The sequence below is a fragment of the Tenacibaculum pelagium genome (genome assembly GCF_014062345.1).
GTDB lineage: Bacteria > Bacteroidota > Bacteroidia > Flavobacteriales > Flavobacteriaceae > Polaribacter > Polaribacter pelagius.
Genome location: NZ_JACGLS010000003.1, coordinates 61,369 through 77,172 on the forward strand (window position 1 = coordinate 61,369; position 15,804 = coordinate 77,172).

14 protein-coding genes and 1 tRNA gene are annotated in these 15,804 nt (G+C 30.8%); 1 reads left to right on the plus strand and 14 read right to left on the minus strand.

The annotated features are described in order from the left end of the window. Positions 1–3 precede the first annotated feature (3 nt). From H3Z83_RS07290 to H3Z83_RS07340, 11 genes are all read right to left on the minus strand, one after another. Entirely contained in the window at positions 4–774 is a 771-nt protein-coding gene (locus tag H3Z83_RS07290) for a polysaccharide biosynthesis/export family protein (protein WP_182124825.1), read from the minus strand. Between the two features lie 28 nt (positions 775–802). Then, positions 803–2,707 (minus strand): polysaccharide biosynthesis protein, encoded by a 1,905-nt coding sequence (locus H3Z83_RS07295; protein ID WP_182124826.1) that lies wholly within the window; start codon positions 2,705–2,707, stop codon positions 803–805. 46 nt (positions 2,708–2,753) lie between these two features. Then, entirely contained in the window at positions 2,754–3,269 is a 516-nt protein-coding gene (locus tag H3Z83_RS07300; protein ID WP_182124827.1) for a DUF2892 domain-containing protein, read from the minus strand. A 51-nt stretch (positions 3,270–3,320) separates the two neighbouring features. Then, positions 3,321–6,464 carry a cytochrome c biogenesis protein CcsA gene (ccsA, locus tag H3Z83_RS07305; RefSeq protein WP_182124828.1) on the minus strand — a complete coding sequence of 1,048 codons (3,144 nt, stop codon included), beginning with the start codon at positions 6,462–6,464 and terminating at the stop codon, positions 3,321–3,323. A gap of 107 nt (positions 6,465–6,571) precedes the next feature. Continuing rightward, positions 6,572–7,450: an archaetidylserine decarboxylase gene (asd, locus tag H3Z83_RS07310; RefSeq protein WP_220455453.1), complete on the minus strand. Its 879-nt coding sequence runs from the start codon at positions 7,448–7,450 to the stop codon at positions 6,572–6,574. A 5-nt stretch (positions 7,451–7,455) separates the two neighbouring features. Continuing rightward, a complete protein-coding gene (gene scpA, locus H3Z83_RS07315; RefSeq protein ID WP_182124829.1) occupies positions 7,456–9,516 on the minus strand; it encodes a methylmalonyl-CoA mutase in 2,061 nt (686 codons plus the stop codon). Beyond that, the gene (locus H3Z83_RS07320) at positions 9,509–10,858 is read right to left on the minus strand and encodes a methylmalonyl-CoA mutase subunit beta (RefSeq protein WP_182124830.1); all 1,350 of its coding nucleotides are present in this window, start codon (positions 10,856–10,858) and stop codon (positions 9,509–9,511) included. Before H3Z83_RS07320 ends, scpA begins: the two co-directional genes overlap by 8 nt. Beyond that, positions 10,858–11,175, minus strand: coding sequence for an FtsB family cell division protein (locus H3Z83_RS07325; protein WP_182124831.1), 318 nt, complete (start codon positions 11,173–11,175; stop codon positions 10,858–10,860). Before H3Z83_RS07325 ends, H3Z83_RS07320 begins: the two co-directional genes overlap by 1 nt. Before the next feature lies 1 nt (position 11,176). Next, positions 11,177–11,782: a uridine kinase gene (udk, locus tag H3Z83_RS07330; RefSeq protein ID WP_182125158.1), complete on the minus strand. Its 606-nt coding sequence runs from the start codon at positions 11,780–11,782 to the stop codon at positions 11,177–11,179. A gap of 98 nt (positions 11,783–11,880) precedes the next feature. After that, positions 11,881–11,954, minus strand: a tRNA-Thr gene (locus H3Z83_RS07335). 370 nt (positions 11,955–12,324) lie between these two features. Next, positions 12,325–12,555 carry a hypothetical protein gene (locus H3Z83_RS07340; RefSeq protein WP_182124832.1) on the minus strand — a complete coding sequence of 77 codons (231 nt, stop codon included), beginning with the start codon at positions 12,553–12,555 and terminating at the stop codon, positions 12,325–12,327. Positions 12,556–12,935: 380 nt separating this feature from the next. Here H3Z83_RS07340 and H3Z83_RS07345 point away from each other — a divergent pair, with 380 nt between their 5' ends. After that, the gene (locus H3Z83_RS07345) at positions 12,936–13,541 is read left to right on the plus strand and encodes a DUF1684 domain-containing protein (RefSeq protein ID WP_182124833.1); all 606 of its coding nucleotides are present in this window, start codon (positions 12,936–12,938) and stop codon (positions 13,539–13,541) included. A 27-nt stretch (positions 13,542–13,568) separates the two neighbouring features. On the opposite strand, the gene H3Z83_RS07350 is transcribed toward H3Z83_RS07345, so the two are convergent. The 3 genes from H3Z83_RS07350 to H3Z83_RS07360 form a co-directional block, all read right to left on the minus strand. Next, complete coding sequence (locus H3Z83_RS07350) at positions 13,569–14,270, minus strand: crotonase/enoyl-CoA hydratase family protein (protein WP_182124834.1); 702 nt, start codon at positions 14,268–14,270, stop codon at positions 13,569–13,571. Between the two features lie 3 nt (positions 14,271–14,273). Continuing rightward, positions 14,274–14,645 carry a fluoride efflux transporter CrcB gene (gene crcB / locus H3Z83_RS07355; protein ID WP_182124835.1) on the minus strand — a complete coding sequence of 124 codons (372 nt, stop codon included), beginning with the start codon at positions 14,643–14,645 and terminating at the stop codon, positions 14,274–14,276. Positions 14,646–14,708: 63 nt separating this feature from the next. Continuing rightward, positions 14,709–15,734 carry a GyrI-like domain-containing protein gene (locus H3Z83_RS07360; RefSeq protein WP_182124836.1) on the minus strand — a complete coding sequence of 342 codons (1,026 nt, stop codon included), beginning with the start codon at positions 15,732–15,734 and terminating at the stop codon, positions 14,709–14,711. Positions 15,735–15,804 lie beyond the last annotated feature (70 nt).

Consider the following 15,804-nt stretch of genomic DNA (forward strand, 5'->3'; position numbering starts at 1 on the left):
ATTTTATTTAGCAATTAAAGTAGCTATAGTTATTAAAATAGAAGTAATAGAAAGGTACAAGCCAGTATTCTGATTGTATGAGGCAGATTGAGATCTTGCCTTATTTGGCTTTACATAAACTATATCGTTTTGCTGTAAATAATATGCAGGTGAAGTAAAAACTTTATTAGAACGTAAATCTAAATTATAAGTGACTACTTTATTATTTTCTTCCCTTTTTACTTCAATATTTCTTATTCCAGAAATATTTAAATCTCCAGCTAAACCAATTGCATCTATAACTGAAACTCTTTCATTAGGAATTATAAATTTACCAGGAGTTTTTACATCTCCTAGAACAGTAATAGAAAAATTTGAAATTTTAATATTAATCGTTGGATTTTTAATGTAGTCAGGATCTAGTTTACCTTTTAACATAGAAATGGCCTCTATTCTTGTTAACCCACCTAGTTTAATTTTTCCTAATAGAGGAAACTCTATATAACCTTCATTATCTACAAGGTATGATTGTTGTTTAGGAGTTCCTATTACACTATTTGTGGTAGTAGCATAGGTGACAGCGGGTAAGTTAAATGGTTTTACCGCTTCAATATCTACTGCTGAAACTGTAATTTGAACTAGATCATTAGGTTTGAAAATGATTTTATAATTATTGTTCTCTAATGATTGATTTATTTCATCATTTTGAAAATAAACAATTTCTTTTTTAGAAACACATGAGGTAATGGTTAGCACTATTATTAGTGCTAAAGCAATTTTTGCTACTCTTTGCATTGTTGATTTTTTTTGCGAAATTACTAATTTAATTTTTTGAAACAATATCTAATTTTTCGTAGATTGAATTGTTCGATTTATATTCAGGAACAATCTGTTTAATAAGCTGTACTGTTTTTTGATTATTATGATCTTTATTAGCATTACATAGATCTAATATTTTATCACTTATATAATCATAATGAATTTGTTGATTTTTAGCGATCATTATTTTCTCATGATAAGTAGGAGTTGTGTTTTCACCATTTGCTAAAAGTTCTTCATAAAGTTTTTCTCCAGGGCGTAAACCAGTTATTTTAATATCAATGTCATCTGGAAAATTTAATCCAGATAAATGAATCATCCTTTTAGCAATGTTATATATTTTAACAGATTTCCCCATGTCAAAAATATAAATTTCACCACCATTTCCCATGGTTCCAGCTTCTAAAACTAATCGGCAAGCTTCGGGGATAGTCATGAAGTACCTGGTTATATCTTTATGGGTAACGGTTAATGGTCCGCCATTTTCAATTTGACGTTTAAAAAGTGGAATGACTGATCCGTTAGACCCTAATACATTTCCAAAACGTGTAGTCGTAAACTTTGTATTATGATTTTTATTGTTGCTTAAGCAGCTAATGTACATTTCGGCAACTCTTTTGGTAGCCCCCATTACGTTTGTGGGGTTTACTGCTTTATCAGTAGAAACCATAACAAAACGTTCGATATTATTTTCTATCGATAAATCTGCTATTGTTTTTGTTCCTCCAATATTAATTTTTACAGCTTCATATGGACTCATCTCCATTAAAGGAACATGTTTATAGGCTGCTGCATGAAAAACCTTTTGAGGCTTGTATTGTTCAAATATTAGAGACATTCTTTTTTTATCCCTAACATCAGCTACAATAGAAGTGAAATTTTCTTTGTCTTTTTGAACTAATTCTTGTTGAAGATCATATAAAGCTGATTCTGCTTGATCTACTAAAACCAAATGTTTGTGTTTATAATTACTTAATTGTCTTGAGATTTCAGAACCAATAGATCCTGCTGCTCCAGTAACTAAAATTACTTTATTATTTACGTCTCTTTGTACAATTGGGTTATCTATTGAGATTGGTTTTCTATCTAGTAAATCTTCAATTTTGACACTTTTAATCTGATTTGCTTCTAAATCTCCGTCAATCCATTTAGATAAAGGAGGTACTATTTTTATCTTTACTCCTAAAGTTAACAAGTTATCTGTAAGATAGAGAAGTTTTTCAGACTTGATGTTTTGAATAGAAATTATTATTTCATCAATTTTTTTATTTTGAATAAAATTTCTGTCTATTTTTTTACCATTATAGATTCTAATTCTATCTATTTTTTTATCAATTTTCTTTAAATTATCATCAATAAAACCAATAACTTCATATTTGTTTTTTGTATCCCTATTCAAGGCCCCATATGTTATTAATCCTGAATCTCCAGCTCCATAAATAAGAACGTTTGTAATAGAATCTAATTCAGTTGAGATTATTTCATAAAAAGCTTTAAAGATATATCTACTTACTACTAAAACTAAAACAGTAATTAAGTAATGAATTATAATTATTGTTTTGGGTATAGTAAAATCAGGTATTATATTAAAAAAACTATTAAATAGAACAACAGTAATAGTTATAATTGAAAGCAGTGTAGTTCCAACAAAAACATTAAAAGCATCTCTTGTGCCAGTATGTCTAATAATTCCTTTGTAAGATCCAACTACAAGAAAGCTAATTAGAGCTATTGAAGCAATGGTAGGAATTTGATAGTATAAATCTTCAACATTAAAATTTAAGCTAGCATTAAAGCGAACAGTATATGCTAAGACAAACGAAACGCATACAAGAAAAATGTCGATGATTAAAACTAACCACCGTGAAGCATATTTGTCTAGTGCTTTTAAAACTAGTTTCTTAATCATTGAAGAGCTTTGTTAAATGTTAAAATTACAAAAAATAAAAAGAAGCTTAAATTTTCTTCATTTGTTGCTTCATCATTTGCATTTGTTCTTTTAACATTCCATGTTTATCTAACTTCTTTGCTTCTGCCATTAAATTAGTTGCTTCACGTTTTCTACGTTTAGTCATAGCAATACCGGCTAATTGTAATTTTGCCATCGCTAAATCATGATCCATTGCTAAGCCAAGTTTTACTGCTTTTTTTAAGAATTTTTCGGCTTGAGTAATGTTTGTTTGAGATAACATAATACCATGAAGGTAATTGTAATAACCTTCTTGTTTCTGAATTAAAGCAGAAGATGGGTTTTTAATATACCCTAACCATTTTTTTGCTCCTTCAAAATTTTGTTTACGTAATTGCAAGAAAGCAAGTAATATGAATTCATTTTTAAAATAGAATAGAATGAAAATACCAGCTAATAAAAGAATAGAAATTCCATTCATGATATGACCTTGCGTAAATTCATACACAGACCATATTGTTATTAAACCTGCTAAAACTAATTTTATATTTTTATTGAACATAATTTCTTTTTAAAGAACGTGCAAAAGTACGTTTTTATACTTAATTTTTAATTATTTTTTGTAGAACTTCTTGTGTTTATACCAAGCTAGTGAACCTAATATTACAACAAAAGCAATTGAATAATATACAGATGATGGTGTAATAACTTTATCTCCACTCGCATACGAATGTAATCCAGATAAATAAAAATTTACTCCGGCAAATGTCATCATAATGGAATAAAAAGATATAATAGACCATAAATTAAAAGTAAACCTTCCTCTTAACCCTGGAATTAAACGCATGTGTAAAACAAAAGCATATACCATTATAGATATTAAGGCCCAGGTTTCTTTTGGGTCCCAGCCCCAGTAACGACCCCAGCTTTCATTAGCCCACATTCCTCCTAAAAAGTTCCCAATTGTAAACATTACTAAGCCAACAGTGACAGCCATCTCGTTTATTACAGTCAATTCTTTTAAGTGTAAGTTCATTTTCTTTTTGTTCTTTTTATTAGTGAAAACAATTAAGAATAAAGAAAAGATTCCTAAAATCATACCTAAAGCAAAAGGACCGTAAGCAGCAACAATTATAGAAACATGAACATATAGCCACCAAGAATTTAATACAGGAACTAAGTTCGCAATTTCTGGATCAAGCCAGTTTAAATGTGCGAAAAATAAAGTAATTGAAACTAAAAAGGTTGTAGCTGCAATAGTCAGTGATGAATTCCTTCCTAGAAGTAAACCAAAAAACATTGTAGTTAAGCCAACAAATAGAATTACTTCATAAGCATTACTCCATGGAGCATTACCACTAATGTACCAACGCATAGCTAGTCCAAAAACATGTGTAATAAATAAAACTATTATTATTGCAATAAAAGCCTTTATAACATATTTAATCCATTTTTTATTGTTGAATATTTGAAAGAAAACAAAGAGAATCATTAATAAACTCACAAACCCATAGTATTTTGATAGTTTTACAAAGATGTTGGCCTTGTTGTAAGCAATCTCTACCTGAATTTTGTCTTTTGTAGGAATTACTTCAGAACCAAATTTTCTTTGAAATTTTTTAATTCCATCTAAAATTTTATTTGTTTCTGTATAATCACCCGATTTTTTTGATGTTTGTAATAACTGAAAATATACAGGTAATGATTGACGAACAAAAACGGAATCTGTTCCTTTAAAATTTGCATGAGAAGTTTCTGGTTGAGATACCCATTTGTTTTCTTCATTATTAGGAATCGGGTAAATTCTTAAAATACCACCACCAAGAGCTTGAGATAATAACCAAGCTCTACGTTCTATTTTTATAGCATCTTGCTCAAATTTATTTTGAATACGTTTTTTCTGAGCTTTAACAACTAAATCACTAATTTTTGAACTTCCGTCAGGATTATATAAATCGATAAAACGAGCATATTTAGCATCTTTAGGTAATCCTAACACCTCACGTATTTGAGTGTTTCCTTTTTCAAGATAAATAAAAGGAACATTTAACCAAAACATAGGGGCTTCAGTAATCGATACTAAGATTTGACTAGGAGTAAGTCCTCTGAAATTTTCAGTATGTGCTACTTTCCTTACTAATTCAGAAGCAAATGTATGTGCAGGCTTCATACGTCCACCAGCATCTTGTATTACTAATTCGCTAAATAAATCAGCATGTTTTTTATCAACCACCGACTTCTGTAAAACAGAATCGATTTGAGTTTCAGATAATTGTTTTGGCTGATGTGTTTGATGTTGAGAAAAACTTAAAGAGCTAATTAATAAAAGTGCAATTGATAATGTTGCCTTTTTAGCTCTTATTTTATTTAAAGATTTCTTTAAATCATAAAAACGAGTATTCTTTACAAATAAAGAGGCTATTAAACCAAAGAACAATAAGAAATAACCAATGTAAGTTACTGTTGTTCCCCAGAAATCATGATTTATTGAAAGATGTGTTTGTTCAATTTCTTTTGAATCATCATAACTTGATTGAAACAAGCGATATCCTTTATAGTCTAAGATATTGTTCATAAAGATTCTAAAATCAAAAGTTTCATCTTTGTCAATTACAGTTACTTCACTAGCAAATGAAGCTGCGTTTTCTGAACCAGGATATTTTTCTAATTGAAAATCGTTTAGTTTAATACTAAAAGGTGTTTTACGTTGTTTAGCACCATACCAAGCTCTAAAGTTTAAATCGCCAACACTAAATTGTTTAGCTCCGTCAACATTAAATTGTCCACCAGTTAATTCTACACGTTCCGTTTTTCCAGCTGTGGTAACATCAAAAACAACCATGTCGTATTTTTTTGGGTCTTTTTTTCCGCGAACTGTTCTTACTTCTCCTTTAGTAGGGTAATTTGGTACAACAAAAGGTAAACCAGATACATTATAAAGCGAACGCAATTTAAAGTCTTGAACAGTATCTTGTTTTACTAAGCCTTTTTCTTGAGTCGCCATTACTTGAAAATTACCTGCAACTTTTGTAATTATTTTTAAAGAATCATTTTGTTTAAAAATATTAATATTTGGGCTTCCGTCATTTACATCAAAACCGACTAAAATATTATGAACGTTTTCAATTTCACCTCGCTTAATATAATGTTCGTGCCTAGTTCCGCTTGAACTTTCAACAAATAAAATGTGTTCAGTTGCATTATCGTCTTCAATAAATTTTTCTTCAACCCAAGGAATGTAATCAACAAGTTTGAAATCTATTTTATGATTTTTACTGTCTTTATTAGGTTGAAAATATTCTGTAAAGTTTGCTGAATTTGTTCCCCAAGCAGATAGTAAAAGTTTATTATTGGTTTCTTTTTGAAATTCATTGTTATCAATAACAACGTTTAAGTAGTTAGTGTCAGATAAAAAAGTGTTGGTAGTTTCACCTTCATCAATAATCATTAAGCCTTCATAACTTATGTATCTCGTAATTCCTGCTCCTATTAAAATTAATAAAAACGATACATGAAATAAAAGTACAGACCATTTTTCTTTTTTGTATAAACGATATCTGAAAATGTTACCAAAAAAATTAATTACAAAAAACACCATGATTAATTCAAACCACCATGTGTTGTAAATTAATGCTTTTGAAGTTTGAGTTCCGTAATCATTTTCTATAAAAGTAGCTATTCCCATGGCTATTGCGAATAAGAAAAATAACACAGCCATTAAGCGGGTTGAGTAGAGGATATTTAAGATTTTTTTCATCAGTAAATCTGCTAAGTGTAAAACTTCGCAAATTTACGGATTAATGCGGGAATAGAATTATGATTTCAATCATTTTTAAATGGACTGAAATGTTAAAAAATAATAAGTTATTCGCCTATTTTCTCTCCCATTTTTACAAAAGTTTCAATTCGATTCTTTGTGTTGTCTAAAATATCTTGATCGATTGAGATTTTATCTTTGTCGATTAATAGTACAATCGTAGAGCCTCCAAAAGCAAAATACCCCATTTCATCTCCTTTCTTTATTTCTAAATTCGGCTTGAAAGTTTCAATGATACTACCAACCATAGTTGCTCCTACAGGAGCAATTACAATGTCTCCTTTATCTTTGGTGGTTAGCGTACAATATTCTCTTTTATTTTCGCAAAAGACTTTTGTAAAGTTAGAAGCTAGGGCATAAGGAGAGACTGAAAAGTAGTCTCCTTTTATTTTAGTCATTTTTGATGGTGTTCCATTGTATGGGAAATGATATCTATGATAATCATTTGGTGCTAATCGTAAGATGATTAAAGATGAATTTTTATGCTTTTCAGCTAATTCACCATTTCCTAAAAACTCTTTTAAAGTAAATTTTCTTCCTTTTACAAAGAAATTATGAATGTCGGCTATATTTTTAAAAGCTAGCATTTTACCATCTCCAGGAGATGCAAATCCATCTTCAATAGGGCGAGCAGTTGGTTTTAATTTTCTGTAGAAAAAATCATTAAAAGAAGTGTAGTCTTTAATTGATTTTTCTGCTTCATCCATATTGATGCCTAATTCTTTTACAAAACCTTCTATTTTGTTGATGGAACTTGGGTTGTCCATTTTTTTACCATACCAAGCTGACAAAAATTTACGTTTCGCTATTGGTAAAATAGCCATTTTTCCAAAAGGATTATGATATAGGAATTTTAAGAAACCTTCTCCGGGAGGAGTTTCAGTAATTTTCTTTCCTGATTTTCTATCTATAAATTGTATTTGCATAGTTACTATTCTTCAGTGCTATCAATTAAAATAGTTAACATGTCAATGGCTGCTTGGGCAATCTTAGTTCCTGGACCAAAAACACCTACTGCACCAGCGTCAAATAAAAACTGGTAATCTTGTGCAGGAATTACACCTCCAACAATAACCATAATGTCTTCACGCCCGTACTTTTTTAATTCAGCAATTACTTGAGGAACTAGTGTTTTGTGACCGGCTGCCAAAGACGATATTCCTAAAATATGGACATCATTTTCAATAGCTTGTTTTGTTGCTTCAATTGGTGTTTGAAATAAAGGACCTATATCTACATCAAAACCTAAGTCTGCATAACCTGTTGCTACAACTTTAGCACCACGATCATGACCGTCTTGCCCGAGTTTGGCAATCATAATACGTGGTCGACGTCCTTCTAGATCAGCAAATTTATCTGCTAATTCAGTAGCTTTTTTAAATAATTTATCGTCTTTTATTTCTTTACTATACACGCCAGATATGGTTTTATGAACAGCTTTATGTCTTCCAAAAACAGTTTCTAAAGCGTCAGAAATTTCACCTAAAGTAGCTCTGTTTCTTGCTGCTTTTACAGCTAAATCTAATAAATTTCCTTCACCCGATTTTGCAAAATTGGTTAAATCTTCTAAAGATTTAAAAACAATGTCTTGATTTCTTTTTGATTTTAAATCGTTTAATCGATCTATTTGTGATTGACGCACAGCTTCATTGTCAACTTCTAAAATATGTAATGGGTCTTCTTGTTCTAGTTGATATTTATTAACACCTACAATTACATCTTGACCACTATCAATCTTCGCTTGTTTTTTTGCAGCAGCTTCTTCAATACGCATTTTAGGAATTCCCTTTTCAATAGCTTTGGTCATTCCTCCTAATTCTTCTACTTCTTTAATTAGCTTCCAAGCTTTATTGGTAATATCTTCTGTTAGCTGTTCTACATGGTAACTACCAGCCCAAGGGTCTACTGTTTTGGTAATATGAGTTTCCTGTTGTAGATATATCTGAGTGTTACGAGCAATACGAGCTGAGAAATCTGTTGGTAATGCAATCGCTTCATCTAAAGCATTGGTGTGTAAACTTTGTGTACCCCCAAAAGCGGCAGCCATGGCTTCAATAGTTGTGCGAGCTACGTTGTTAAAAGGATCTTGTTCTGTTAAAGACCAACCACTGGTTTGACAGTGTGTACGTAAAGCTAATGATTTTGGATTTTTAGGGTTGAATTGTTTTACCAATTTAGCCCATAACATTCTACCAGCACGCATTTTTGCGATTTCCATAAAATGATTCATTCCAATTGCCCAGAAAAAAGAAAGGCGAGGAGCGAATGTGTCAATATCCATTCCAGCTTCTAGCCCTTTTTTAATGTATTCTAATCCATCAGCAAGTGTATAGGCTAATTCAATTTCTGCAGTAGCACCAGCTTCTTGCATGTGATATCCTGAGATAGAAATTGAATTGAATTTCGGCATGTTTTCAGAAGTGTATTTGAAAATATCCGCAATAATTTTCATAGATGGGGTAGGTGGGTAAATGTATGTATTACGCACCATAAACTCCTTAAGAATATCATTCTGAATTGTTCCAGCTAATAACTTTGGGTCCACTCCTTGCTCTTCAGCAGCAACAATATAGAATGCTAGAATTGGTAAAACAGCTCCATTCATTGTCATAGAAACTGACATTTTATCTAGTGGTATTTGATTGAATAATACCTTCATGTCTTCTACTGAGTCTATGGCAACTCCCGCTTTACCAACATCACCTTGTACGCGTTCATGGTCTGAATCGTAACCACGATGTGTTGCTAAATCAAAGGCGACAGAAAGACCTTTTTGTCCTGCAGCTAAATTTCTTCTATAAAAAGCATTACTCTCTTCTGCTGTTGAAAATCCTGCGTATTGACGAATGGTCCAAGGTCTACGGACATACATGGTAGAGTAGGGTCCACGTAGGTTTGGAGCAATTCCTGCAACAAAATCCTCATGCTTTTTTTCTGATGATTCTTGACTGGTAGTACCTAACTTAATATTGGATATATCTTTTCTACTCATTTTCTAGTCGTTCTTGCTCTAACTTTTCAGCTAGACGTTTTTGAATGATTGGAAGCACAAAAGTTTGTTCGTTTCTTGGTTTGAAGAAAGGAAACAACTCTAAGTCGTTCTTCATGGAGTCATTTTCGTTTTGAATCGAATTAGTTCCTAATAAGACGATTTCACCTGTATCAAACTTAGCTTGTTCTTTGTCGGCAGATTCTTTAATTTTTCGCTGAATAACGCCTTCCTTAAGTTGATTTAAATAACCACCTCCTTTTTCTATTTGTTTAAAAATAGTTAGGGAATTTTGCGCTAATTGTTGTGTGATTGCTTCTATATAATATGAGCCATCCGCAAAATTTTGCGCTTCTGCTAATTCGCTTTCTTGTTGTAGAATTAATAGTTGATTTCTTGAAATTCGCTCTCCAAACTCATTTGAGTGATGGAAAATATCGTCATAAGAAAGATTGCTTACAGTATCTGACCCCCCTAAAATTGCACTCATACATTCTGATGTTGTACGAAGCATGTTTACATTATAATCGTATAATGTTTTGTTTCTTGAGCTAGGTTGCGTGAAAATATGTACAGCTTGATTTTTTGTGTCATATTCACTTAAAAGAGCGCTCCATAAGATTCTGAAAGCTCTTAGTTTTGCTATTTCAAAAAAGTAATTACCCCCTGCAGAAAAGTTGAAGTGTATTTTACTGGCTGCTTTTTTACCGAAGTGATTAAGATATTCATTAGCGTGAGCAAGTGTGTAAGCTAGTTGTTGTGTAATGTTGGCTCCAGCATTTTGATAAATAGAGGTGTTGATACAAACTGAATTGTCAACATCATCTACTATTTTTTCTAAAGCGTTATGGTCTTCTTTTAAGCTTGAATACCAATTTCCTGTTCTAGCTAAATTCCCGATGATATCAATATTAAAATAACAATTTTTAGAATTGATAAATTTTGATAGTTCAATAATAAAACTAGCGTCTAAAAATTTGAAATTAAAATATAGTATAATGTTTTTGGTATCTATATTTTTTAAAAGAACTTGGTAATTGAATTTGTTTTTAGCTTTAAATTCTATCGATTTGGCACCTCTATTTAAAGAGTCTATAGCAAATGAGTTTGCTTTTTCTTCCTCTTCAACAAAAATAGATTGACAGATGTTGAATCCTTTTTTAGGAGTATTTACTTTTGTATTCGTTTTATCTTCTTTAGTGTAAAAAGGTTTAACGGTAATACCTTCGTCGGTTTTCCAAAGTAAAGTGTCGTTGTAATCAGCGCCTTTAAGATCTACTTGGATTTTTTGTTTCCATGCTGCAGCACTTACTTTGTTGAATTCATCAAATAAAAAATTGCTCATTACTTTTTAATGGTATCAAATTCGATAATATAAATATCTTCGTTCTCTTTTTTCATCAAGTATTTTTCACGTGCATAACGTTCTAATTGCAAAGAGTCTTGAAGTTTTTGTATGGTTTCTTTATCAGTCTTTATTTTTTCTTTATGATAATCGATCCAAGTTTCTAGTTCGTTTATTTCTTTGTTAAACTCTCTATGAGTAAGATAAGAATTTTCATCAAAAAAAAGCATCCAAACAACAAATACCGTTAAGATAATAACATAAATGTTTGTTGCTATTTTAAAAGAAGGCTTATTTTTTATTGATTTTAAATTCATTTTATAAACGATCGTTAATTACTGTTCTAACAATATCGATAGCTACCGTATTGTATCGATCGTTAGGGATAATAATATCTGCGTAATTTTTAGTTGGTTCAATAAATTGTTGATGCATTGGTTTTAGAGTGCTTTGGTAGCGGCTTAAAACTTCATCAATATCTCTACCACGTTCTTTAATATCTCTACGCACACGTCTTATTAATCGTTCATCTGCATCAGCATGTACAAAAACTTTAATGTCGCAAAGGTTTCTTAATTCTTTACTGTTAAATATTAAAATACCTTCGATAATAATAACTTTACGAGGGTGTGTTTTTATCGTGTCTTTGGTTCTGTTATGTGCAACGAAAGAATATACGGGTTGCTCAATTATATTACCGTTTTTTAATTCGGTTAAATGTTTAACCAACAAATCGAAATCGATAGCTCTCGGATGGTCGAAGTTTATCTTAGTACGTTCGTCGTAACTTAAGTCGTTCGTTTCACTATAATATGAGTCTTGTGAAATAACACATACTTCGTCTTGAGGAAGTTCGTTAATTATTTGGTTAACCACGGTTGTTTTTCCGCTTCCAGTTCCTCCGGCAATACCGATAACAAATATATTTTTCATTAAGTTGTAAGTAAGAAATAATGTTTGACAAATTTAGGAAAATAAGTGCACAAAAAAAGCGCTAACTTAAGTTAGCGCTTTTTATTTTGAGCCGATGAGAGGACTCGAACCTCCGACCTGCTGATTACAAATCAGCTGCTCTAGCCAGCTGAGCTACATCGGCCTTTGCTTTTAAAGCGTGGCAAATATATAATGTTTTTTAAAATTGCCAAAAACTTTTTTAATTTTTTTTAAGGTTGGATTTTGAGTGTTTTTTTAAGTGTTTGAAATATAAAATATTACAATGGTTTATTCGGTTAAATAAAATTTATTTTTTTTGAAAATAGTTAATTAAAGAGTGCTGATTTAGGTTTGTTAATGTTCTAAAATGATATTTTTTGTGAAAACAGGTTCTTTAATATTGTTTTTAAAAAAGAAAAAGTTCTAGGTTTTTCCTAGAACTTTTATCAAGAATAAATATTATAAAGAATAATAGTTGATGAAAAAATTACTCTTGTTGGTTTTTAAACGAAATATAATTGCGTTTAGTATACTTAAGCGGTTAAAGGTTTTCCTTTTAAACGCTTTTCAATTCTTTGTTTAACAACTGTTAAACGTTTCATAGCGTCCATTAAAGCGCTATCTTTCGTTTCTTTATACACTTCGTTTATCTCTAATATTAAAGCTTTCACTTCTCTAGAGGCTAATATTCTATCACTAGTAGTAACAAATTTGAATTTTCTGTTTTCAAATTCGTCTGCTTTACTAATTAATTCTGCACTCATAAAATATCACTATTTTTAATTAATTGTCTTTTTTAATTGAGTCTGGTAATTGATTCTGATTAAAAAGATCTACACCCTATAAATTAATTGGGGCGACAAATATATATTAATCTTTCATTTAACCTATAATAAATCAATCAAATTGTTTTATTTATTTATAAATTTTAATTATATGGTACTTTTGAAAGCTAATTTTTACTTTTTCAGCCAATTATAGACTTAATCTATAGTTTAAATATATAGATTTTTTATTATGATATCAAATTTATTAGTAGAATATTAACATTTAGAGTTGGTTTTGTTGTTGAATTTTCACCTATTAATAGGAAATTACTGAGAATACAGTATTTTTGAATCCTATAAAAAAATATAGAAGTTGTATGAGAAAGTTGATTTTATTAGCACTAATATTAATATTGCAATCTTGTGAAGGACAAAAAAAGAAAGCAATAATAGGTGAGTCTGATTTTCAGATTGAAATGAATACAAAATTTAAAGATGCTTCTAAATCACCATTAACCAAAAAAGGGCTAAAGAAATTTAGAGGATTGGATTTCTTTCCTATAAATAATAAGTTTAAAGTAAAAGCTAAGTTGGTTAAAACACCAGATGCACCAACATTTAATTTTCCAACAACAACAGATAGAATTGCTGTTTATAAAAAATATGGAATGGTATCTTTTACGATTGATGGAAAAGAATTTGAATTAGCTATTTATCAAGATGAGAACCCGAAACCTCAATATATTGATAATTTATTTTTGCCTTTTTTAGATAATACAAATGGAAAAACATCTTATAGCGGCGGAAGATTTATTGATGTGTTAACTACTGATGAAAATGAGGACGGAACAATCACGATAGATTTTAATAAAGCGTACAATCCATATTGTGCGTATAGCGATCGGTATTCTTGTCCAATTACTCCAAGAGATAATTATTTAGATACCGAAATTAAAGCAGGGGTAATGGCTTACAAAAAATAAAAATCCTGCATTTGCAGGATTTTTATTTTATGATGGAGGATTTAATCCCTCTTTTATATCTGATTCTATAGCTTTTGATAAGGCATCTAAATATGGTTTTCTAACTTTTAATTTGGTTTCGGCGTGTGCTTTCTTGTTCAGTTTCGAAAACATTTCAGCTATTTTAATTGCAGTTGGTAATAAATGAGTTTCAGGAACAATTTTATCTAAAAACCCAGCAGTTACAGCATCTTTAGGATTATATATTTCTGAGTTATTTACACTGCGTTCAAAATATACGGGAGATAAGCGACTTTTTGCAATTTCAATTCCAGCATTGTGCATCGTCATTCCAATCATAACTTCGTTTAATCCAATTTTAAATTCACCTTCTGTACCTAGTCTATAATCAGCAGAAAGTAATAAAAATGCGCCTTTTGCAATAGCGTGCCCAGTACAAGCTACAACTATAGGATATGGAAAAGATAACATTCTGTGTGATAATTTAGATCCTTTAGTAACTAATTCTAAAGCAGATTCAGCAGATGCGGTCATGCTTTTTAAATCGTATCCAGCAGAGAATATTCCTGGTTGTCCAGTTAATATTACCACTTTTTGTTCTTGTTCAGCCTTGTTGAAAGCTTCGTTTAAAGCGTCAACTACTTCATGAGAAATAGCATTTGCTTTTCCGTTATTAATTGTAATGATTGCGTAAATGTCTGTTGAGGTATATTGAATTAATTCGTTCATGTTTTAAATAAATTTAATAAGATAGATTCCTGCGAAAACAGCTAAAAAACCAAAGATGAAACTAGCAATTGTGTAAAAAGCGAAAGAAGTAAAATCTCCTGATTTTAAAAAGATATGATTTTCGTAAGCGAATGTTGAAAAAGTAGTGAAACCTCCACAAAACCCTGTAGCCAATAATAATGTGTGATCTTGGGTTAAATTTTCGTTTTTAGCAGCTAACCCTAAAATAATTCCAATAAGCAAACTACCTAAAATATTGGCAGTAAATGTTCCGTAAGGAATTCCTGTTTCAGAATTGTTTAAGAATTTACCGACGAGGTATCGTAAGATGCTTCCAGTTCCACCACCAATAAAAACGAGTAGTAATTGTTTCATAGATATGCTAAAATAATAAAACCTCACGAATAGTGTGAGGTTTTAAAATATATAGTTTTGTGTTTAGTTTATTGGATAATAAATGTCAGTTTGAATTTCTTCTGGTTTTACTTTTGTGGGGTCATTAACATATAACTCCCAAATTGGCCATTTTTGAGTTAGCTTGTTTTCTTCTAAATAAGTAGCAATTTTCATATGAGCGTCATAATCTCCATCTCCATAATTTCCGAACTTTGAAATCATAACACTATTACTAGCTGGTAATTTAATCACCTCCATAGCTTTATCTGGAGTAATGTCCTTATTTAATAAAAGACCAATGTAAAACTCTGTTTCACCAGAAGTTTCATCGTATTTTGAATAAACAGATCCAGGAGTAAAGTCTCCTTTCTTTAAGCCACTTTTCATAGCATACATTCCAGCTTTAGGCATGTCTTTCATAAATAAACGGGTCATTTCTTCGTGGTCTATTTTAATTTTATGTGGGTAACCAATAAATGTTTTTGCTGGCAGTTCTTTAGTTGAAATATCTCCTAAAGTAAATTTTGGTGTTTTTGGAGCTGTTTCTAAAAGCACTCTTTCTAAATTGTTAAGACCTTGTTCTTCCATAGGTCCTAGCATATTGTCCCATCCACCGGACATAGCAGCGAACATTTTAAACATAAAAGGAGAATTATCTGCTTTCATACCCCAAGTTACTTTAGTTCCTTCTGGTACTTCTTCAAAGTTCCAATAAATATCTCCAGGTTCATTATCCATAAAAGATATTTTTTGAGCTATAGATTTATTTTCTACCACATCGACAGTTTCCATTTTACCTGGTCCATCTTTACTAGTCCAGCTATCAGAAGCACCAACACCTACTGTTTTGTCGCCATATGTTACTACAATTGTACTGTCTTCATCATGCCAAGGACCCCATTTCTCCCAAGTCTTTAAATCGTTTACAGTGTTGAAAGCATGTGCTATTGGAGTGTTAATTATTTTACTTCGTTTAACATCGTAATTGCTAGAATACGTACTTACGTATATAAGACCGATAATAATTAAAGCAACTATTATTAGTAATAAATATTTAATGAATTTCATGATTTGGTTAATTTGGTTGTATTGTAAAAATACAGATTTTAAATTTATTGGTTGAAAACAAAAATCCCTG

What these genes read in the sequence shown, in the direction of transcription:
- H3Z83_RS07360 (WP_182124836.1), bottom strand. Translation starts at nt 15,734, where the DNA reads ATGAAATTCATTAAATATTTATTACTAATAATAGTTGCTTTAATTATT.
- H3Z83_RS07290 (WP_182124825.1), bottom strand. Translation starts at nt 774, where the DNA reads ATGCAAAGAGTAGCAAAAATTGCTTTAGCACTAATAATAGTGCTAACC.
- scpA (WP_182124829.1), bottom strand. Translation starts at nt 9,516, where the DNA reads ATGAGTAGAAAAGATATATCCAATATTAAGTTAGGTACTACCAGTCAA.
- H3Z83_RS07300 (WP_182124827.1), bottom strand. Translation starts at nt 3,269, where the DNA reads ATGTTCAATAAAAATATAAAATTAGTTTTAGCAGGTTTAATAACAATA.
- H3Z83_RS07295 (WP_182124826.1), bottom strand. Translation starts at nt 2,707, where the DNA reads ATGATTAAGAAACTAGTTTTAAAAGCACTAGACAAATATGCTTCACGG.
- H3Z83_RS07345 (WP_182124833.1), top strand. Translation starts at nt 12,936, where the DNA reads ATGAGAAAGTTGATTTTATTAGCACTAATATTAATATTGCAATCTTGT.
- H3Z83_RS07320 (WP_182124830.1), bottom strand. Translation starts at nt 10,858, where the DNA reads ATGAGCAATTTTTTATTTGATGAATTCAACAAAGTAAGTGCTGCAGCA.
- asd (WP_220455453.1), bottom strand. Translation starts at nt 7,450, where the DNA reads ATGCAAATACAATTTATAGATAGAAAATCAGGAAAGAAAATTACTGAA.
- H3Z83_RS07340 (WP_182124832.1), bottom strand. Translation starts at nt 12,555, where the DNA reads ATGAGTGCAGAATTAATTAGTAAAGCAGACGAATTTGAAAACAGAAAA.
- H3Z83_RS07325 (WP_182124831.1), bottom strand. Translation starts at nt 11,175, where the DNA reads ATGAATTTAAAATCAATAAAAAATAAGCCTTCTTTTAAAATAGCAACA.
- H3Z83_RS07350 (WP_182124834.1), bottom strand. Translation starts at nt 14,270, where the DNA reads ATGAACGAATTAATTCAATATACCTCAACAGACATTTACGCAATCATT.
- ccsA (WP_182124828.1), bottom strand. Translation starts at nt 6,464, where the DNA reads ATGAAAAAAATCTTAAATATCCTCTACTCAACCCGCTTAATGGCTGTG.
- crcB (WP_182124835.1), bottom strand. Translation starts at nt 14,645, where the DNA reads ATGAAACAATTACTACTCGTTTTTATTGGTGGTGGAACTGGAAGCATC.